Raw genomic sequence first — 20,070 nt, forward strand, 5'->3', positions numbered from 1 at the left:
TTTATTCTACTAACTGAAGCCCTGATAGATCCAAAATTTTAATATTCCGCCCTTCAATTTCTATGAGTCCGTCTTTTTTAAAGGTGGATAGTGTGCGTATTAAACTTTCTGTAGCAATACCGGCAACACTAGCCAGATCGTTTCTGGAAATTTTGATGCTTTCCTCTGGTTTTTTATTTAGTACCTGAGCAAATTGTAAAATAGTTTGTGCTGTTTTTTTACGCACAGAACTATATGCCATTTGTAATAACTGCTCTTTTATTTCAGAAAGATTATCACTCAGTAATTCCATGAGTTCTAAAGAAATATTTTTACTTTTTTCTAATATGTCTTTTAGATCTGTTTTTGATACACCGGCAAGTTCTGTATCTTCCACGGCGGTAGCTGACTCTTGGTATGGTGTGTTGTCTATGAATGAGGTAAATCCTAAAAAATCATCTTCTTTGAAGAGAGCAGTAATAAGTTCTTTACCATTTTCATCCATTTTATGTGTCTTTACCACACCTTTTAGGATTAAATAAATTTTATTAGAATGATCTCCTTCCTTAAAAATAGATTCACTTTTTTTACATCGAGCGATATCCCCGTGATCGTCAAAAAAATTTTTAAGCTCATGCAAATTTCTTAGACCATTTTCTGAATTCTCTTTTGGTACCTGAGCTTGTTCCTGTAATATTTTAGAAATTATCTGAGCTTTTGCTAAACGACTTTCGATAGCACTCAGCAGTTCATCTTCCTCAAAAGGTTTAGTCAGATAATCATCAGCGCCTAAATCCATTCCTTTTCTTATTTCCTTGTGTTCTGTTTTAGCAGATAAGAAAATGAAGGGTATTTGATTCGTATTAGTGTCATGAGATAACGCCTCTAAAACTCCATAACCATCAACTTCTGGCATCATAATATCACAAACAATGATATCGGGTTTCTCTTCTTTTGCTTTAGTAATACCTATTTTCCCATTAGGAGATGTAATCACATTATAATCCGACAGCTCTAGAAGTTCCGCAGTGTTTTCTCTAAGAGCTGTATCATCCTCTATTAGTAGAACAGTTTTCATCATTAGTTACGATTGTTTAGCTACAGGTATTTGTACTGTAAAGTTAGAACCTTGGTTTTCCTTACTTGTAAAATTAATACTACCACCCAAATTTTCCAAATGACTTTTTACGATATTCAACCCGATTCCGGTACCTTGATCTAATAAAGCGTTTTCTGCTCTAAAATATCTTTTAAAGATAAATTCCTGTTCTTTTTCCGGAATACCAATCCCTTGATCAATGATATGAAACGTAAGAAGATCATTCTCAAAAACTACCTGAAGATCAATTTCAGTATTCTCTCCAGAATATTTTATAGCATTTCGGATGAGATTGGTTAATACCAATTCTAATATTTTTTCATCAAAATCAATAATATGCTCATCAATATCCTGAGGATATTTTATTCTTTGCCCATCTTTAAGCAACATATTAGCATCATATATCACTTCGTTAATTACTTTACTCAAAGGAAACGTAGCGAACTTATATTTTACTTTACCGCTTTCCAGACGTTCTACAGATAAGAAATCATTGAGGATATTATCCAGATACTTTACCTTGTTTTTAATAGTAGTCAGATGTTTATCTCTTTTTTCTTGTTGATCAGCTTTGGTATATTTTCCAATCAATGTTGTAGAAGTGAGGATACCACTTAAAGGTGTTTTAAACTCGTGGGATACCAAAGAAAGAAACTTGGTTTTTAATTCATTTAGGTCCTTTTCTTTTGCTAAAGCTTCACTTAGTTGCTGTGTTCTTTTGGTAACTGTTTTTTCCAGTTTTTCGGTATAATGTTTTCTTTCAGTAATATCTACAATAATAGCAACAAAAACAGGTTGATCTCCTAATGTGGATAACTGTAAATGAACTTCTACTGGATAGGTGGTTCCATCTTTGCGTTGATGTACAGTTTCAAACTGAAGCTTTTCTTCTATCTTTTGAAGTAGCGGTTCTATTAATCCTAAAAACTGAGGTTTGTTATAGTTTGGTTTAATATCAACAGGTGTAAGTTCTTTAAGTTCTTCTAAAGAATATCCCATGTTTTTTTGTGCTCCACGATTTACATCCACAAATTTTAGAGATTCCGCGTCAAATATGAATATTTCATTCAGCGATTCATCAAATATGGTAGCCCAATGCTTTAATTCCTGTTCTGCTTTTTTGCGTATAGTAATATCCATAACCAATGCCATAACAAATGTCTTACCATAGATCTCAAAAGGACTTAACCCTGCTTCTACAGGGAAAGTACTTCCACATTTGCGGACTCCATAGATATCACGACCTCTTCCCATCTTTCGTTTTTCACTTTTATGTAAAAAACTTTTGAAATGACCTCCATGATTACCACGATATTCTTGTGGGATTAAAATATTAAGCGGTTGGTTTTTTAGCTCTCCTTTGTCATAGTTAAACATCTCCTCGGCTGCGGTATTGGTCGCTACGATTGTTTGATTTTCATCAACAATAATAACACCTTCAGAGATCGCTTCGGCAAGAATGTCAAAAGTGCTTTCGTTAGTTTGTAACATAGGTGTCTTGAGGGTTTTTATATTAGGTTGCAATAATGTGGTTGATGAACTCCTATATTTCCCATCAAAGATACAGTAAAAACGGTAAATAATGATATCTGTCATTTCTTATTAACCCTTGTTTAGATACTTTAACCAAAAATTAGGAATTATGAAAGGATCACTCAATCTAGGCAGCGTGTTTAATGTAGCAATAAAAGTACACTGGACCTTTTTATTAATTATTGCCTGGGTAACATTCTTAGAGCTTAAAAGTGGAGGGGATTTTCAAAATGTACTGATGAGCATTTTTTTTATTCTTCTTGTATTCGTTTGTGTAGTTCTACACGAATTCGGTCATATTCTTACTGCCAGAAAGTTTGGAGTTGATACCAAGAAAATCACCTTATTGCCCATTGGAGGTGTTGCTTCAATGGACACCATACCAGAAAACCCTAAAGAGGAATTATTAATTGCACTAGCTGGTCCTGCTGTAAATATTGTAATAGCAATGCTACTGGCTTTTTTCATTCCGTTTCAAATGCTTTTTGGTCAGGATCCTGGATCTTTAGAAACTACATTGGATCATGTTACTTTACAAAACCTTGTTTTGTATTTATTTTCTGTAAATATCATACTGGCACTATTTAATTTTATACCCGCATTTCCGATGGATGGAGGGCGAGTATTCAGAGCATTGCTAGCTATGAGAATGGATAGGGTCAGAGCTACAGCTATGGCTGCAGGATTAGGAGAGATTATTGCTTTTGTTTTCTTACTTATTGGTGTACTGTATAATCCATTCTTAATACTTATTGCATTGTTTATTTATTTTGGAGCTAATGCAGAGAATAAAATGGTACAGCAGCTTGCCCTTGTAAAAGGACACACAGTAGAAGAAGCGATGTTAACTCATATCACCGTATTACATCCAGATAATACAATAGAAGATGTTATCGAGGTATTACTTAAGAGTACTGAGAAAAATTTCATAGTTACTGAAAATGCTGAAATTGTTGGAATTCTTCATCACAAGAATATCCTTGCAAAATCCAAAAACAAAGACCTTAAAGTTAAAGAAGTTATGGACACATCTTTTGCATCAATCGATGCCAAAGCAGAGCTTAAAGAGGTTTTTACATTAATTAACACAAAGAAAAAAGACTTTTTTGCTGTTACCAGTAATGATAAGCTTATAGGAGCAATTGATCTTGCTAATATGAGCGAATTCATGCTGATTCAATCTAATCTGATTACCAGATAATACAACTGACTTTTATCATAAAAAAGGTGAAGACTACTTATTAAATTTATCCTATAAACTAATAAATTTTGTAGAAAATGGATACGACAGAAAATATAGGGATTACATTTTACCAAAGCCTGGGAAAATTATTCTATGCTATTGCAGCTGCGGATAAAGTAGTGCGGAAATCTGAATATATTTCGTTAAGAAACCTTGTGAAATCAGAGTGGTTAGCTGTGGATGATCTGGAAGATGAGTTTGGGGCAGATGCCGCTTTCCAGATCGAAATTGTTTTTGATTGGTTAGATTATTCAGAACTCCAGGCAGAATCTAGTTTTAATGAGTTTGCCTCTTTCTATAAAGAGAATAAATCACTTTTTACGGATAGAATTAAACAATTGATTTGGAATACCTCTAATAGTATTGCCAATGCTTTTTCTGGTAAAAATAAATCGGAATTAATGATGTTGGGAAGACTTAAATTGATTTTTGAAGAATAAGAACTAATTCTCACTTTGGATATGGAGTTTGTTGATTACTATAAAATATTGGGTATTTCAAAAAATGCTACTGAAAGTGATATCAAAAAGGCGTATAGAAAACTAGCTAGAAAGTATCATCCCGATTTAAATCCAGATGATAAGGAAGCAGAAAAGAAGTTCAAGGAAATTAATGAAGCTAATGAAGTATTGAGTAATGCAGAGAACAGAAAGAAGTATGACCAATATGGTAAAGATTGGAAACACGCAGAGGAGTTTGAGAAAGCCAGACAATCGCAAGGACAATATGCTAGATCTGGAGGTCAGCAATATCAAGGAGGTTTTTCTGAAGGAGACTTTTCTGATTTTTTTGAGTCTATGTTTGGAGGAGCTGGGAGAGGTTATCGGAAAAGTCAGGTAAAGTATAGAGGAGAAGATTATAATGCCCAATTGCATCTTGATTTGATGGATGTTTATAAAACGCATAAAAGAACGCTCACCGTAAATGAAAAGAACATTAGAATTACTATTCCGGCTGGTGTAGAAAATGGGCAGACTATAAAAATAAAAGGACACGGTGGTCCTGGTATTGGTGGTGGCCCTAATGGAGATTTATTGATAACGTTTGTTATAGAGAATACCACATCATTTAGACGAGATAAAGGAGATTTATACCTACATAAAGATATAGATCTTTATACAGCAGTTTTAGGTGGTGAAATAATGATAGATACCCTCGATGGAAGAGTAAAACTAAACGTAAAACAGGAAACAGAAAATGGAGCGAAAGTCAAACTAAAAGGGAAAGGCTTTCCGATATATAAGAAAGAAGGACAGTATGGAAATTTATACGTTACCTATAACGTCAAATTACCAAAAAACCTGACCACTAAACAAAAAGAATTATTTAGGGAATTGTCTAACCTATAAATGCGTGTTGCTATGGCGAAAGAACATCTTATACCAGTTATAGAATTTTGTAGAAGTCATGAAGTAGAATTCTCATTCATAAATACGCTACACGATTTTGGGTTGATAGAAATGGTTACTTATCAACAGACATTTTTTATAAATTCTGAAGAACTGCCAAGACTAGAACAAATTTTACTTTTTAATAAAGAGCTAGAAATCAATCTGGAAGGGGTAGAGGTAATTATAAGATTACTCGAAAAAGTTCATAAAATTCAAAACGAAATGAATATGCTTAAGAATAGATTAAACATCTATGAGAATTTTTAAACTTAAAGGCTCTGGTTTAATATAGCGTTGGTATTTTTACCAATAAATCTTTCATCCCATCCCCAACCCTTCCCAAAGGGAAGGTGGTAAAAAAGTCCTTTCCTTTGGAAAGGATTTAGGATAGGATACATTGATGGTTATCAAATAAATAAATGTCTTACGATTACCAACTCTATGCTAAACTAACGCCATTTTAAATAATCAGTAAACTGACTTTTGTCATATTTTAACAGTTATAGTGTCTCTAATTTTACCTCGAATTAAAAAACAATTTACTATGACTTTATACGCGAAAATAAATGCCGATTTTTCTGAAAATTATATAGGATATTCTGCTTTGGCAATCATTGCCTCAACTTGTTTGGGATCTATAGCTATAATGACTACCTTATTTGATGGTAATGGTTTCTTACAAATGTTTTTGGTTTTTCTTACTGTAGCAGTATGTAACGCACATAATGCAGCGATTTTAACCGTTCAGAAACCTAAATTGGTATTAGATCTTCTTATTGTAAGTTTAGCGGTAAATAGTTTGATCATTATTGGTAACGGCTTGTTTTAATATTTTACATACTGATTATTTACAAAGGTGAGTTTCTGTGAATGGAACTCGCCTTTTTTATTTACCTAGTAACTGATTGATATCATATTTTTTGAACATTCTCAAAACTACATTTATATAAAATAAAAATTCACCATATGAGAACCCTAATCATTAGTGTTGCCGTTGTAAGTTTGATGGCGTGTAGTAATAGAACTCAAATCAAAGAAAATCCTGAAATGGATACTACAGAGAGCGAACAGATTCTTGATCAAAATATAGATAGTACTCAGTATTTCTCAGAAGAAAGTCTAGAACTGAATCAGGAAAAAACAAAGTCTATAAAAGTAGAACGTCTAATCACGATAGAAGATGATAGGAATAAATTACAAGAACTAGTGATTGCCAAGAAGTTCTACAAGGAAGAAGATTTATATATTTTGGATTATAAATATCCTTATCTCAACGAAGAAATTGATACAAACAATACAAAATTTAATAATTTCCTAACCGAAAACTACTTAAATATAGAAGCTACAGAAAATGAGATTCTAGAAGATAAAGTAATATTCTGTGACTCCCTCGGTATTGGTAGATGTATGGATAAACGGATTATTGATTATAAAATATATGCTGTAAAAAGTAACCTTATCAGCGTACTCCTTTATAAAGAAAACTATTACTCAGGAATGAAACATTCTACATATATGTTTGAGTGTTTAAATTTTGATCTCAATAACCATACATTCATGTATTATAATGATTTTTTTGTTGATAATTCTGAAAAAGAATTACTTGCAACCATAAATAAAACAATATCCAGTGGTATAAATTCAGGAGAATTGTATTATGAATGTTGGGAGTTGTCGGAAGAAGATTTTAAGGTATATAAAAACAATTTTGTGGTTAATGATGATACTGTAGAATTTTATTTTGATGATTGTATTATTTGTCCTTCCTATACAGGAACCTATTCTATAGAAATTCCAATCAAAGAGATTATGCATCTGATTAAAAAATATAATGATCAACCATTAATAGGATAACTATGAATACTAAAAATTTAGAAAAGAGTTATGTTCTTTTTTTGGTAGTATATATCATCATGATATTAACAGGATTCATATTACCTTTTTTTTCAGATCCAGAATATGTAATGTCAAAAAACACCTTAAGTGAATTAGGAGCTCAAAATACACCAAATAACTGGATAATGAATTTTGTTTTTATCCTATTGGGTTTTGTAACTTTTATAAATGGTTTCAACGTTATAGGAAAGCATCGCGTTCAAATATTCGTGCTTTTGGTTTTTTGCCTTTCTTTCATATTGACCGGGATATTTATGCACGCGCCTATCGATCGTGGAGTGGTTTATGATTCGTTTCAGAATGAAATGCATTCTGTTTTTTCAACAATAACAGGAATTTCATTTTGTACCTACTGTTTAGTTGTTAGTTTTATTACTCGATGGAAAAATCAAAAATTAATAGCTATATCTGTTGGGGCCATTGCTTTGATATTATCTTATTTAATGGTTATACATTCTGATTATAGCGGATTGTATCAGCGAGGCATATTTATAATGGCTTTTGGGTGGATATTATATTCTTTTAAATTCTATGAATATGTTTTTACAAAAAAAGAGTATTTTCAACTTATAAATAGAAATCAAAAATGAAATAAGCCATAAAAATCTGGATTATACCCATTGATATGATTAAATGGCGATTCCATCCTTGCACTGAGCTGAGTCGAAGTGTGACTCTTAAAAAACAATAAATTATAAACAGATGAAAGATAATTTTAGCAATATTATTGACTCAGAAACACCAGTACTGGTAGATTTTTATGCAGATTGGTGCGGCCCTTGCAAAGTATTAGCACCAATCCTAAAAGAAGTTAAAGAAGAGTTAGGTGCTGCTGTAAAAATTGTAAAAATTGACGTTGATAAAAACCAACCTTTAGCATCTAAGTATCAGGTAAGAGGAGTGCCGACAATGTTATTGTTTAAAGAAGGAAAACAGCTCTGGAGGCAATCTGGCGTTTTGCAAAAAAATGATATCGTAGGAGTCATAAATTCTCATAAATAGTTATGGATCTTAATAGATATATTGATCACACCATTCTAAAAGCAACTGCCACGGTAGAGGATATAAAGAAGTTATGTACAGAAGCAAAGAAGTATAATTTCTATTCGGTATGCGTCAATGGCGCTTATGTTGGTCTGGCTTGCAGTGAGCTAATGAAAACTGATGTGAAAATAGCAGCTGTAGCGGGGTTTCCATTAGGAGCAATGACCATCAAGGCTAAGGTATTTGAAGCAAAACAGTGTATTGAAGATGGAGCTAATGAAATAGATATGGTTCTGAATATCGGATTGCTTAAGTCAGGTTATCATGAAATCGTTAGGGATGAAATTGCTGCGATCAAGAGGGCTATAGGAGATAATGTATTAAAAGTCATTTTTGAAAATTGTTATCTAACCAATGAAGAAAAGAAAATTGCTTGTCAACTGTCGATTGATGCAGGAGCAGACTTTATAAAAACATCCACTGGTTTTGGTACCGGCGGAGCTACAGTAGAAGATGTAAAGTTAATGAAAGCTATGGCTCAGGATAAGATTAAAATAAAAGCTTCTGGCGGGATTAGAGACATAGAAACTGCCGAAAGATATATTAATATGGGTGTTTCCCGACTTGGAACCTCTTCAGGGGTGGCCCTGGTAACTTCAAAATAAAATCATATGAGTACACATATCGCAGCAAAGAGAGGAGAGATAGCAGAAACTGTTTTATTGCCTGGAGATCCTTTAAGAGCAAAGTGGATTGCAGAAACATTTTTAGAGGATCCGGTATGCTATAATAAGGTTCGCGGAATGCTGGGATATACTGGTAGTTATCATGGGAAGAGAGTTTCTGTACAAGGAACAGGAATGGGTATTCCGTCTTCATTAATTTATTGTCATGAATTGATCAATGATTTTGGTGCACAAAACTTAATTAGGGTAGGTTCTTCTGGATCTTATCAGAAAGATGTTAAACTGAGAGATATTGTGATTGCTATGGCTGCCTCCTCAACTTCCGGAATTAATAACTCTAGATTTATCAACTCTGACTATTCTCCTACAGCGAATTTTGAACTATTTATGAAAGCTGCTTTATACGCTCGTGAACATAATATTCCTATCAAGGCTGGAAATGTTTTATCCGCAGATGAATTTTATGAAGATGATTTTGATTCCTATAAAAAATGGGCAGAATTTGGAGTGCTTTGTGTAGAAATGGAAGCTGCTGGTTTATATACAATTGCAGCAAAATTCAATGTAAAGGCATTGGCGATTTTAACAATTTCAGACTCTCTAGTAACTGGTGAAAGAACTACTTCTGAAGAACGAGAAACTACTTTTAGTAAAATGATAGAAATAGCGTTGGGAACATTATAAATGTTATTATAAACGTGAGTTCGGAATAAAATAAATTTAATCATATGCCTAAATGAACTCCTATGTGTTTCCTCTCCCTTTGGGAGAGGATTAAGGTGAGGGACTACTGCTATGAAAAACCCTCATCCTAACCTTCTGCCAAAGGGAGAAGGAACTTATGAAGTTTATGAAAAAACATGATTTTTTTTACACGACTTCATACAAACTCAACTTTGTAATATATTAAAAATTAGATCTTAAATGTAATCACTGGTTTATTTGCGTGATTAGCAATATCCTCTCCAATACTTCCATTAAAAAAGTGTGATAACCCTCTTCTGCCATGGGTTGGTATTGCAATAATATCTGCATTTATTTTTTGGCAATAGTTAAAAATACCATTCTCTACAGAATAATCATTTTGAACAACGACTTTATCAAAATTTTCCAAATTGCCTGAATCTGCTTTGAAAAGAAATTCTTTTACTCTCTCTTCAATTTGATTAGAATTCCTAAATCGATCACCTGGTAGATTTACATACACCAGGTGTACGGTGGCATTAAATAAATTGAATAATCGATTGGCGTTATGATACGCACGGATATTTTCCATTTTAAAATCACACGCAAACACTACTTCTTTTATATCGAATTCATCAATCTGATTTTTGATAACCAAAACGGGAATATCAGAAGTACGAACTACTTTTTCTGTATTAGAACCAACAAACACTTCACTCAATCCGCTACTACCATGAGAGCCCATCACAATAAGATCAACTTCATTTTCATTAGCTACTTCATTTATTTCACTAAATACTTTATAATTCTGTACAGTTTCTGTGACTTTAATACCCTTTAGATATCCTTTATCTAAGAAAGTCTTAAATCTTTTTTCTGCTAGTTTTAAATAATAAATAGCCTCTGCAGCTTCTTGAGCTTCATCTTTGGTAAGAATAGCTTCTGATAAGCCAAGCATATGTAATACAATGATTTCTGCATGTTGCTTTCTTGCAATATCAGCGGCAACTTGTAATGCATATTCTGAATGCTCAGAAAAGTCAATTGGGACAAGAATTTTTTTCATGGTTAATTGTTTTTACAAAATCAAAATTAGAAGATGTTAAGAGGAATTAATATGATAATTGTCATATTAATATTTGTGATAAGGCTATAAATTTAATAATCAATTATTTACAGATAATTAGAAACTAAAATGACATATTATGGCACTTAATTTTAATCAATTCGCAGTAGAAGCTAATACTTTTTTAAAGGATTATGCTAAGGAAATGGACTTGGTCGATGATCAAGATAGAGCAGGACGAATTTTATCTGCTGTTTTACATGGATTAAGAGAGATTATCTCTATAGAAGAATCCGTGCAGTTAATGGCACAATTGCCAATGTTTCTGAAAGCTGTTTATGTAAATGGATGGTCTATTAAGACAAAAAAGACTCGCGTGAAGCATATGGAAGAATTTATTGATTTAGTGAGGTCTTTTGATGGAGTAACATCTGTGTATGATTTTGAATCTAATGAAATTGCAGAACACTATATCAATACCACATTTTTTGTGTTGCGAAAATATATTTCGCCAGGAGAGATGCAAGACATTAGAGATGAGCTTCCTAAAAATCTTAAGGATATGATTTTTAATGCTGTTTTCTTCTAAAACAATTTTATAAAAAAAAGATACTCATGAAAACAATAAAAAATAATCGAATAGATGAGTTTAAGGAAATAATCCACGCTGCAACAAAAGCACCATCCGGTCATAATACACAGCCGTGGAACTTTAAAATTATAGAGACTGGAATAGAAATACATCCTGATCTAAGTCACGAATTATCGGTTGTAGATCCTAACAATAGAGAGTTATATATAAGCATAGGTTGTGCATTAGAAAATTTACTTGTTGCAGCTAATAGATTTCATTATGATTATAGTTATGAAGTTTTGGAGGAGAATACTAACTATTTTATAAAAGTAGATTTAGTGAAATCAAAAAGTGAGAAAACAGATCCTTTATTTAGTTATATTGATTTACGACAGACTAATAGAAGTGAATACAATAAGCAATATGTTCCAGAAAAGACCATAAAAGAATTATTGGATATTGATAAAGAAGAAAAGATCAATATCTATAGTTTTAAACGAGGAGATGCATATTTTAACACGATAAAAGATTATATTTTAGAAGGAAATAACATACAGATGAATGATCCTGGTTTTAAAAGTGAACTGTTAGAGTGGATTCGTTTTAATGCTAAAGATGTTTTACGAAATAAAGATGGGTTAACCTATAAAGTAATGGGAGCACCTTCTTTACCAAAATTTATAGGTAAGCCAATCGTAAGGTCTTTTTTAAACGCTAAAAATCAAAACAAAAATGATGTACGCAAAATTAATTCATCCTCGCATTTTATAGTGTTCACTACAAAAAGTAACACTGTTCCAAATTGGATTTCTTTGGGTATTACATTAGAACGATTTTTATTATCAGCCACCAAAAAAAGAATTGCAAATGCATATCTTAATCCTCCTTGTGAAATAGAAACATTAGCCAACCATCTAAAAGAATCATTACCAATTAACCAGGAGTATCCCAATATTATAATCCGAATTGGTTATGCAGTAGAAAGTGTTGCTTTTTCTCCAAGAAAAGATATAGAAACTTTGATTTATAATTGATGATTTTTAAGATACTACCCTAATAGTGTGTAAGTATTAAAAAATAGCGAGGACCATGTCCTCGCTATTTTTTGTTTAATTTTTAAAACTTGTGATGAACCAAACTATAATTTGGTTATTATCCGATCACGTTCTAGTCTTGCAATGATTGCAGATACATATTCGTTTACTGTAGTAGTAATAGATTGGGGATCTACTATATCTAAAGCCCCTACCCAAACTAAAGATTTATTGTCGTCTAGATTGATATTATATATAGAAGTTTCTACGTGATACACTTTATATTCATTATAATATCCTGGGTCGTAATAGATATCCTGAAATCTATAGTAATAGCGTCCAAATCTTGTCCAGCGATATCCCACAGTATAATATCCGGAACTATAGTTTCTTTTCTCATCCACACCTTTTACAACGCTAATGATTACTGCATCAAACCCTTCATCCGAAAGTCCTTTGACCATGGTGTCTATTTCGGCTTCGGTTTTTTGAGAATCTGTGAAAGAAGTATCAAAAGTTTCAGTACTCACGTATGCGTTGATATTACGTTTCATAAACTCTTTTTTTAGGTTCTCTTCAAAAATTTTACGTGCAGTAAGGTTTTGGGTTACTCCTAAAACCATTAGTTTTTGAGGTTTGAAAAACAATACTTCTTCATTTTTCCAACTATCTACTACGTGTACAGAAGAACAGGCAGATAGTAATAGGACTAGAACTATAAAAATTGATTTTCTCATGATTTCTTGATTTTAAGTTGATGATCATTAGTTTTTTAGTTGGAGTTTCATATCCAACTTATCAATGATCTTATTGATAAAAACAGGTGCTTCTTCGAGGTTAGATTCTCCTGTTATGGCGTCTACTTCTTTCATCTGATAGGCTCCTTCTCCTGATGTTGTTAACACTACAGTTTTATCCCGATAGTCAGCTGTTCTTTCTATAAATAATCGAACAACATAAGGCGGTTTCCAGTTTTCCCAAGTATGAATCAGTACCATAGCGGTATAATTCTCTGGATTAATTTGTTCTAAAGAAGAGATATCTATAACTTTTATAAAAATAGCATCTGATTTATAATGACGTACGAGACCACTTGTGATGGAATCTTTGAACTCACTTCCTTGAGTTGCGATAAGAAGTTTTTGATCCAGAGTAGGATCATTTAATTGAAAAGCCTTGGCTTCTTCCATCGAATATTCATATTTATACCAGGTTGCCAATAAGAAGAATATCACGACAACAGACAGTATAATCACTATAATTTTCCCTGAACGTCTCATTTTTATGTATTTATCATTAAAAATATTGAACTATTCTTCAGGAAAATATGATAAGAATCATTTGTCTATAATGCTGAGATGGGCAAGTTATTATCCATTTTTACAAGCAATAATTTTAAATTGAAAACCCTGTTGCTGATGATAAGATTTGTTTTAATTCTGTAGTTGTAGTGGAATCGATAAGGTTTAAAGCTTTCACATTACATAACTTTTCTACCATTTTTCTTCCTGCTAAAGTATTTGTAGATATTCCGGTAACAATATCAGGAATAATATCAAATGCTTTCATAATACCATAAACTGCATAGGGATCTGATGCGCTTAGAATTACACATTTTACCTGTTCTCTAATAGCATTTATTGCGATATCTCCGTTGTAAGATTCTAAAGGAGAAGCACCTATTTCGATAACTGCTAAGTCTGCTTTTTGCAAAGCAATCTTACTGAGCAGCAGACTTAATTTACTACGATATTCTTCTTTAGGATAAATAGATGAAGGCAATCCAACATCCACAAAATCTAATATAGAATCTGCGCCTGCATCTTTCATTGCCAAAATATCTTTAAAACGACCAGCACCTGTTAGTTTAGCTCCAACCACCTTATAACCGGCTTGTTTAAAAAGATTAGTAACAATTCTTGCAGAAGTGGTTTTGCCAGCAGACATAGATGTACCAACAAAGAGGATAACAGGAATATTTAGAGAAACTTCTTCTATCGGTTTTACGAAACTATCCATAGTCAGTTTTTTGTCACCTCTAAAAGCATGCGCAATGTAGATGATCTCCATCATATTGGGTATGAAAACTGATTTTGATGTCAATTTTCCTAAAAGTCCTGCAGCGGTTAAAACATTCATTTTAAGATCGTCTTTGACTTCTTTCCAGGTTCCGGTAGCTTCCAAGGTTGCAAAACGCTCTCCCAAAGCTCCAACAATAGATTCTTCGCCTATTACGCCACGCATTCTGCCATTAGGAAGTTCAAGTTTAAGCTCAGTGCTACCAGCGTCCAAAATTTTACAAATGACATAATCACCCGTTTTCCATTCATCTTTGGGTAACTTTTTTAAAGTAAACTCTCTTTCGGCAAGATCAGAAATTCGTGTGAGTGACGTATAGATATATTTGTGATTCATGACTTAATAATTTAAGGGTTTGTTTAAAAGTAATAGCGTTAGTAACGCTGTTCTTTCAATAAGCTTATTATGCAAAATATGCTCGTGGGTTGCATGAGCTCCATCACCTGGTGTACCTAATCCATCTAGTGTAGCTGTATATTGACTAGTAGTGTTGCCATCAGAGCCTCCACCAGCAGTAGCTTCTTGTAAGTCGATACCCAGTATTTTTCCTTTATGCCTTGCTTCTTTCCATAAGTGCTGATTACGATCAGTTTTTTCCATTGGAGGTCTCCGTATTCCACCTTCTATATCCAGAGTTACATCAGGAAGTTTTGGTTTTAACTCCTTAATCTTTTTAGTAATATATTCACCATCATTTTTATTTAACACGCGTACATCTATTACTGCTTTGCTTTCTGGCGCGACTACATTTGGAGAAATACCGCCTTCAATCATTCCTACATTAACGGTTATACCTTTTTCGAGATCATTCATTGCAAAGAGTTTTTGTACTTGATGAGATAATTCTACAATAGCGTTAATACCTTTTGTAGGATCTAAACCTGCGTGAGCTGCTTTTCCTGTTACAGTAATGGTAAATCTCCCAATACCTTTTCTGGCTGTTTTTAACTTACCATCCAGATCCAAAGGAGGTTCTAAAACATAAGCTCGCTCAGATATTTTAGCCAATCTCTTGATAATATTTGTAGATTCTCTGCTGCCTATTTCTTCATCAGAGTTAATTAAGACTATTGGAGTAACTGTTAAGGGCAGCGATAGTTTTTTAATGGTGCGTAATGCAAAAATCACTTGAGTTAATCCAACTTTCATATCATAGATTCCTGGTCCTTTGATCATACCGTCCTTAATCGATATAGGCATGTCTTTTAAGGTATCCAAAGGCCAAACTGTATCACAATGACCTATTAAAAGCTGTAAAGGAAGTTTTTTATCTCTTAGCTTTGGTCTGGCATAAAGATATCCACCAGTTTCTTTGCCTAAAATGTGTTGGGCTTGATATCCTATCAGTCGAAATTCTTTTTTTAGAAAATTAAGGATTTGATGTTGGGATTCAATAGAATGAGAAGGGGATTCTATATCAATTAGCTTTTTCAAAAAAATCAACATCTCTTCCTTTTGATTGGCAAGATGACGTTGAATTGTATTGGCTATTTCTTTCTCATTTTTCATCTTGTGAAGTTCTTTGGAAAAGGAAAATTGAATGTTTTAGAAATTCTAGCAAAACGTCCGTTAGCTACATAAGCAAGCAAGGGGTTTTTGTGAATTTGTTGATCTTCATCTTTTTCAGACATTCTAGCATAGTCTTTATGGACAGAGGCTTTACAAATTGTACCTGTAATAATGCTGTTGGTGTTAAATCCATCAATGATTTTAAATAGCTTACATTCCAGACGTATATAAGAATCAGCGATTAATAAAGTGTCAATTGTATCTGATTTTATGGTGGGCAAAACGGAAATAATCTGATCCGATTTTGATATCATCTCAGATCTGGGGGAAGCACTTAAAGAAGTAAGAAGTACCTGATCAGGTAAAGGAAAACTAACTGAAAATTCTTTGTTTTCCATTATATTATGATAAGTAGAATGCTTTGGAGTACATACAAATCCAAAGTAATTGTCAAAGCCAATTGGCATTGCCAAATGTTTAGGAGCCATATCATACCCAGAGCCTTCTTTCGTGCCTACAATAACTAATGGTGCAATGGTATAGAAATGATCCCATATTGGATTTGAAACATCCAATGTTATAAATTCCTTTTGATTGTCCATGATGTTATACATTAAATTATTAATGTACAAAAGGTGTATCGTTTAGGAACTGATTTTTGTCACTTAAGGAAAAAATTAAGTGTCATTTACTTTTGAAAGAAATCAAAATTATAGAGGGTTTATACATAAAGAGAAATTTAGATATGAATAAAAAAGGAATATTGAGCTAATTCTTATATCGTAAAAAGTGTAAAGTGGATTGTGTTATGGAGTAAATATATCATTCCTGATAGCATAAATTACCATTGCCGTTCTATTTTTTAGATTAAGTTTTTCAAATACAGCGTCTCGGTAACCTTCTATTGTTTTTGGGCTTAAGCACATATCACTGGCAATTTCTTTATAGGTTTTTTCTGTACAAGCATGCTTTACAAATTCAATTTCTCGTTCTTTGAGTATCTTATTATTTTCTTTTTTTGCATATAATGACTCTAGTAATAAGTTGCTGACATCTTTAGTATGGTAGAATCCTGTTTCCTGGACTTCGATAAGTGCTTTTTCCAAAATTCTCTTTTCTGTATCTTTCGGAAGGTATCCTTTTGCACCAGCCTGTAATACTTGTAGAATTTTTTTTGTGTTTCTTTCAGTAGAAAGTGCCAAAACTTTAACTTGTGGATATTCTTTTTTGAGTATTGAGGTCGTCTCAATTCCATTCATTTTAGGTAAATTAATATCCATCAGTATAATCTCTGGAATATTTTTTTTATTCTTACACCTCATTATAAGTTCTTCTCCATTTCTGCAAGAATACAATACATTAAATCTAGAAAATCCATTTATTAATTCTGCTAATGCCTGAGAAAGTAAGGTGTGGTTTTCTACAATAACAACAGAATATTTCATTTTGTTTTATTTATTAATGATATAGAGAATGTTAGTCATTAAAGAATTAACGTAAACAATTTACGTCAGTCAAACAGTGTCTTAAGACAGGTTAATTTAGAATTTAGGGATAAGAATGGAATTACTTCCTAAGTTAAAAAAAAAAATCAAATCATCTGAATATTTTTTGTAAAAAAACAATGTACGAAAGAGTTACTTTTTGAGAACTGATTTTTATCAATTATGGGAATTTTCAGTTATTTTTCTTAACTTTCAATGTGTATTTTTTATTCTCGTGGATTGGTAATTATTGGCTAAAGAATAATGACAAATAATTTTTTATGTTCAAACATTATAATATTTCAGTAAAAGGTAAAGTTCAAGGAGTATGGTATCGAAAAAGTACTTTGGAAAAAGCACTGGAATTAAATATCAAAGGAACTGTAAAGAATCAATCAGACGGTAGTGTTTATATTGAAGCAGAAGGAGATGAAAATCAACTCAAAACATTTTTAGAATGGTGTGCCATAGGTCCAAAGTTTGCTGAGGTTTTGGATGTCTCTGTAAAAGAAGATACTCCTTTGTTTTATGAGTATTTTGAAATTTTATAAAAAGGGTTTTAAATAAAAAAAGGAACTGTTGTAAAAACAATTCCTTTTTAACGATTCTTTTTAATTTGGTTTATAGAAAATTACCATCCTCGTCGGTTTTTACCTTAATCATTTTATCACCATTCTCTAACCTTAATTTATACTTTTTGGTGGTTCCTTTTTTGTTATGATAATTAACTAAATAAGCATCTTTGGTAATAGCCCATCCTGGAAATCTTGCTGTTACTGCTGCATAAACGGCAGGCGGAAGATTTGTACCTTTAAACTTTTCAATTGTCCTTAGTACGTTTCCATCCTTGTCATACGCAGCCAGAATTTTTCCTTCAGGAATATAAAATGAAACATAATATAGATCGTAGTCATCCTGATAAAAATCAGAACCTTTAAGGTCATAGGTGGCGACCTTTTTTTCGAGTAGTTTTACGGGAACATCAGCCGCTTCCTCATTTACTTCATTAAGGTATTTGTAATTGGTTGCAATTACTATAACCTCTTCTAGTCTTTCTACTTTTTGTGCAAAAGTAGGGATGGTCAGTCCGATAACAAATAAACCTAAAATTAGTTTTTTCATGACGTTAAATTTTTGTGTTACATATTTAATACTAACAACTGTTAGTTTGGTTAGGTAAGATACGGAGTTTGGATTCTTGTTAATATGATAATTGTCAGAAAAACAATGTTTTATGGGGGATTTTGGTGAGTCTCTTGTATATGACATTTCTCATTTTACAGCTCTATAATTGATGGTACATTTAGAGAATAAACCTAAAATAGTTAACAATGAAACATGTATTTATTTTATTTATAAGTCTTGTCGTCTTTGCTAATTTAAGTGCTGGACAGATAGTAGAAAATATTGACGAGATCACACCTTTTAATGAAGAACTTGCAGCCGTAAGAAAGGGTAATACCTGGGCTTTTATAAATTCCAATGGTGAAATCGTGATAGATTATAGAGATGACTTGGTTTGGTCTACAGATGTTGATCCAAAATCTAAAAAAAAGAATTTATATAAAGAACCTATAGCTTATCCTGCTTTTTACGAAGGAAGATGTTTGATCAAGCAAATGATCAAAGGTATTTATTATTATGGATATATAGATAAAAGTGGGAAGACAATAATTGAACCGGAATATGTAAATGCGACTTCTTTTGATAAAGGATATGCTATCGTACTAAAGATTTCTAAAGAAGAATTAGGAAAAAATGATCTATTGCATAAAAAAGTAGTTTCTTATAGTTATGACGAGGTGGTTATAGACCCTTCAGGGAATACAAAAATGTATTTACAAGGTCCTGAACATTTGGTATTAACAAAAGAAAAAATGAAATGGCGACCTGTTATTGAATCCTACTTAGTATCTTCTGGTCTTGTCGCTGTAAAGACCAAAAATGGTAGTTGGAAATTGAAACAAATGAATGCTTCGAATTAATACATAACCGCACTAAAATGAATAAGCTAAAAAACAAAGTAGTCATAATTACTGGTGGTGCTTGTGGAATAGGAAAAGCCACAGCTTCCCTTTTTTTGGAAAACGGAGCAAAAGTAATGTTGGTTGATATAAATGAAAATGAGTTGAAAAATGCGATGGATGAGTTTAACAACGCAAATATTGATTATTGCTTGGCTGATGTCTCTAAATCTGATGATACGAAATACTATGTATCAGAAACGTTGTTGAAGTTTGGTAGTATAGATATCTTTTTTAGTAATGCGGGAATCGAAGGTGTATTCAAATCCATTGTAGAATATCCAGAAGCTATTTTTGATCAGGTAATAGCAGTAAATCTAAAAGGTGTTTTTCTTGGATGTCAGTACGTAATTCCCAAAATGACCGAAGGAGGTAGTGTTATTATTACATCCTCTGTAGCTGGTTTAAAAGGCTTTGAAGGGTTAGGTCCATATGTTGCCAGTAAACACGCAATTATTGGGATTATGAAGGTTGCAGCATTAGAAAATGCTGATCGAAAAATCAGAGTTAATACAATACATCCGGGACCCGTTCATACTCATATGATGCGCTCTATAGAAGAAGATATAGCTCCGGATAATCCGAAAGAAGCACAAAAAGGTTTCGAAGCCATTATTCCTTTTGGCCGTTATGCAGAAGCTGACGAAATTGCCAATCTGGTTTTATTTATGGCTTCAGATGAAAGCAAATATATTACTGGTACAATGCAGGTTATTGATGGTGGAATGAATGCTTAGCTATGTTATTATCGTTCTAAGAATAACCATTTAATTTAAAAATAATACTGAGTAGATTTATCATCATA

General features: G+C 32.6%; 25 protein-coding genes. 15 read left to right on the forward strand and 10 right to left on the reverse strand.

Annotated elements, in window-relative coordinates:
• Nucleotide 1: 1 nt before the first annotated feature.
• Both Q0910_RS09350 and Q0910_RS09355 read right to left on the reverse strand, forming a co-directional pair.
• Nucleotides 2-1,057: a response regulator gene (locus Q0910_RS09350; protein WP_299215582.1), complete on the reverse strand. Its 1,056-nt coding sequence runs from the start codon at nucleotides 1,055-1,057 to the stop codon at nucleotides 2-4.
• Nucleotides 1,058-1,063: 6 nt separating this feature from the next.
• Nucleotides 1,064-2,569: a PAS domain-containing sensor histidine kinase gene (locus Q0910_RS09355; RefSeq protein WP_299215296.1), complete on the reverse strand. Its 1,506-nt coding sequence runs from the start codon at nucleotides 2,567-2,569 to the stop codon at nucleotides 1,064-1,066.
• A 151-nt stretch (nucleotides 2,570-2,720) separates the two neighbouring features.
• On the opposite strand from Q0910_RS09355, the gene Q0910_RS09360 reads away from it, so the two are divergent.
• From Q0910_RS09360 to deoD, 10 genes are all read left to right on the forward strand, one after another.
• Nucleotides 2,721-3,812, forward strand: coding sequence for a site-2 protease family protein (locus tag Q0910_RS09360; RefSeq protein ID WP_299215298.1), 1,092 nt, complete (start codon nucleotides 2,721-2,723; stop codon nucleotides 3,810-3,812).
• A gap of 77 nt (nucleotides 3,813-3,889) precedes the next feature.
• On the forward strand, nucleotides 3,890-4,294 hold the full coding sequence (locus tag Q0910_RS09365; RefSeq protein WP_299215300.1) for a hypothetical protein: 405 nt from the start codon (nucleotides 3,890-3,892) through the stop codon (nucleotides 4,292-4,294).
• Nucleotides 4,295-4,315: 21 nt separating this feature from the next.
• Nucleotides 4,316-5,203: a J domain-containing protein gene (locus Q0910_RS09370; RefSeq protein WP_299215302.1), complete on the forward strand. Its 888-nt coding sequence runs from the start codon at nucleotides 4,316-4,318 to the stop codon at nucleotides 5,201-5,203.
• A 12-nt stretch (nucleotides 5,204-5,215) separates the two neighbouring features.
• Complete coding sequence (locus tag Q0910_RS09375; protein WP_299215304.1) at nucleotides 5,216-5,512, forward strand: chaperone modulator CbpM; 297 nt, start codon at nucleotides 5,216-5,218, stop codon at nucleotides 5,510-5,512.
• A gap of 277 nt (nucleotides 5,513-5,789) precedes the next feature.
• On the forward strand, nucleotides 5,790-6,074 hold the full coding sequence (locus Q0910_RS09380; protein ID WP_299215306.1) for a hypothetical protein: 285 nt from the start codon (nucleotides 5,790-5,792) through the stop codon (nucleotides 6,072-6,074).
• A gap of 137 nt (nucleotides 6,075-6,211) precedes the next feature.
• Entirely contained in the window at nucleotides 6,212-7,099 is an 888-nt protein-coding gene (locus Q0910_RS09385) for an RsiV family protein (RefSeq protein WP_299215308.1), read from the forward strand.
• 2 nt (nucleotides 7,100-7,101) lie between these two features.
• Entirely contained in the window at nucleotides 7,102-7,731 is a 630-nt protein-coding gene (locus tag Q0910_RS09390; RefSeq protein WP_299215310.1) for a DUF998 domain-containing protein, read from the forward strand.
• 112 nt (nucleotides 7,732-7,843) lie between these two features.
• Nucleotides 7,844-8,143 carry a thioredoxin gene (gene trxA / locus Q0910_RS09395; RefSeq protein WP_299215312.1) on the forward strand — a complete coding sequence of 100 codons (300 nt, stop codon included), beginning with the start codon at nucleotides 7,844-7,846 and terminating at the stop codon, nucleotides 8,141-8,143.
• Nucleotides 8,144-8,145: 2 nt separating this feature from the next.
• Nucleotides 8,146-8,790 carry a deoxyribose-phosphate aldolase gene (deoC, locus tag Q0910_RS09400; RefSeq protein WP_299215314.1) on the forward strand — a complete coding sequence of 215 codons (645 nt, stop codon included), beginning with the start codon at nucleotides 8,146-8,148 and terminating at the stop codon, nucleotides 8,788-8,790.
• Between the two features lie 6 nt (nucleotides 8,791-8,796).
• Nucleotides 8,797-9,495, forward strand: coding sequence for a purine-nucleoside phosphorylase (deoD, locus tag Q0910_RS09405; RefSeq protein ID WP_299215316.1), 699 nt, complete (start codon nucleotides 8,797-8,799; stop codon nucleotides 9,493-9,495).
• Nucleotides 9,496-9,724: 229 nt separating this feature from the next.
• Here the strand turns inward: deoD and Q0910_RS09410 are convergent, their stop codons facing one another.
• Complete coding sequence (locus tag Q0910_RS09410; RefSeq protein WP_299215319.1) at nucleotides 9,725-10,561, reverse strand: universal stress protein; 837 nt, start codon at nucleotides 10,559-10,561, stop codon at nucleotides 9,725-9,727.
• 139 nt (nucleotides 10,562-10,700) lie between these two features.
• Between Q0910_RS09410 and Q0910_RS09415 the strand changes: the two genes are divergently transcribed.
• Nucleotides 10,701-11,150 carry a DUF2267 domain-containing protein gene (locus Q0910_RS09415; RefSeq protein ID WP_299215321.1) on the forward strand — a complete coding sequence of 150 codons (450 nt, stop codon included), beginning with the start codon at nucleotides 10,701-10,703 and terminating at the stop codon, nucleotides 11,148-11,150.
• A gap of 26 nt (nucleotides 11,151-11,176) precedes the next feature.
• Nucleotides 11,177-12,169, forward strand: coding sequence for a nitroreductase family protein (locus Q0910_RS09420; protein WP_299215323.1), 993 nt, complete (start codon nucleotides 11,177-11,179; stop codon nucleotides 12,167-12,169).
• A 104-nt stretch (nucleotides 12,170-12,273) separates the two neighbouring features.
• Here Q0910_RS09420 and Q0910_RS09425 read toward each other — a convergent pair whose 3' ends face one another.
• The 6 genes from Q0910_RS09425 to Q0910_RS09450 all read right to left on the reverse strand — a co-directional run bounded on the left by Q0910_RS09425 (nucleotide 12,274) and on the right by Q0910_RS09450 (nucleotide 17,202).
• On the reverse strand, nucleotides 12,274-12,906 hold the full coding sequence (locus Q0910_RS09425) for a hypothetical protein (RefSeq protein ID WP_299215325.1): 633 nt from the start codon (nucleotides 12,904-12,906) through the stop codon (nucleotides 12,274-12,276).
• A gap of 27 nt (nucleotides 12,907-12,933) precedes the next feature.
• Entirely contained in the window at nucleotides 12,934-13,449 is a 516-nt protein-coding gene (locus tag Q0910_RS09430) for a hypothetical protein (protein ID WP_299215327.1), read from the reverse strand.
• Between the two features lie 115 nt (nucleotides 13,450-13,564).
• Nucleotides 13,565-14,584, reverse strand: a complete 1,020-nt coding sequence (locus Q0910_RS09435) for a hypothetical protein (protein ID WP_299215329.1) — start codon at nucleotides 14,582-14,584, stop codon at nucleotides 13,565-13,567.
• A 3-nt stretch (nucleotides 14,585-14,587) separates the two neighbouring features.
• Nucleotides 14,588-15,757 carry a M20 family metallopeptidase gene (locus Q0910_RS09440; protein ID WP_299215331.1) on the reverse strand — a complete coding sequence of 390 codons (1,170 nt, stop codon included), beginning with the start codon at nucleotides 15,755-15,757 and terminating at the stop codon, nucleotides 14,588-14,590.
• The gene (locus Q0910_RS09445) at nucleotides 15,754-16,359 is read right to left on the reverse strand and encodes a flavin reductase (protein WP_299215333.1); all 606 of its coding nucleotides are present in this window, start codon (nucleotides 16,357-16,359) and stop codon (nucleotides 15,754-15,756) included. The genes Q0910_RS09440 and Q0910_RS09445 overlap by 4 nt, the downstream gene beginning before the upstream one ends.
• A gap of 204 nt (nucleotides 16,360-16,563) precedes the next feature.
• Nucleotides 16,564-17,202, reverse strand: a complete 639-nt coding sequence (locus tag Q0910_RS09450) for a response regulator transcription factor (protein ID WP_299215335.1) — start codon at nucleotides 17,200-17,202, stop codon at nucleotides 16,564-16,566.
• A 320-nt stretch (nucleotides 17,203-17,522) separates the two neighbouring features.
• Between Q0910_RS09450 and Q0910_RS09455 the strand changes: the two genes are divergently transcribed.
• On the forward strand, nucleotides 17,523-17,792 hold the full coding sequence (locus Q0910_RS09455) for an acylphosphatase (protein ID WP_299215337.1): 270 nt from the start codon (nucleotides 17,523-17,525) through the stop codon (nucleotides 17,790-17,792).
• A 70-nt stretch (nucleotides 17,793-17,862) separates the two neighbouring features.
• Here the strand turns inward: Q0910_RS09455 and Q0910_RS09460 are convergent, their stop codons facing one another.
• Entirely contained in the window at nucleotides 17,863-18,363 is a 501-nt protein-coding gene (locus Q0910_RS09460; RefSeq protein WP_299215339.1) for a nicotinate-nucleotide adenylyltransferase, read from the reverse strand.
• A 209-nt stretch (nucleotides 18,364-18,572) separates the two neighbouring features.
• Here Q0910_RS09460 and Q0910_RS09465 point away from each other — a divergent pair, with 209 nt between their 5' ends.
• Both Q0910_RS09465 and Q0910_RS09470 read left to right on the forward strand, forming a co-directional pair.
• The gene (locus Q0910_RS09465) at nucleotides 18,573-19,226 is read left to right on the forward strand and encodes a WG repeat-containing protein (RefSeq protein WP_299215341.1); all 654 of its coding nucleotides are present in this window, start codon (nucleotides 18,573-18,575) and stop codon (nucleotides 19,224-19,226) included.
• Nucleotides 19,227-19,243: 17 nt separating this feature from the next.
• On the forward strand, nucleotides 19,244-20,002 hold the full coding sequence (locus tag Q0910_RS09470; protein ID WP_299215343.1) for an SDR family NAD(P)-dependent oxidoreductase: 759 nt from the start codon (nucleotides 19,244-19,246) through the stop codon (nucleotides 20,000-20,002).
• The last annotated feature ends 68 nt before the right edge of the window (nucleotides 20,003-20,070 follow it).

The sequence above is a fragment of the uncultured Aquimarina sp. genome, assembly GCF_947495315.1.
Classification (GTDB): Bacteria; Bacteroidota; Bacteroidia; order Flavobacteriales; family Flavobacteriaceae; genus Aquimarina.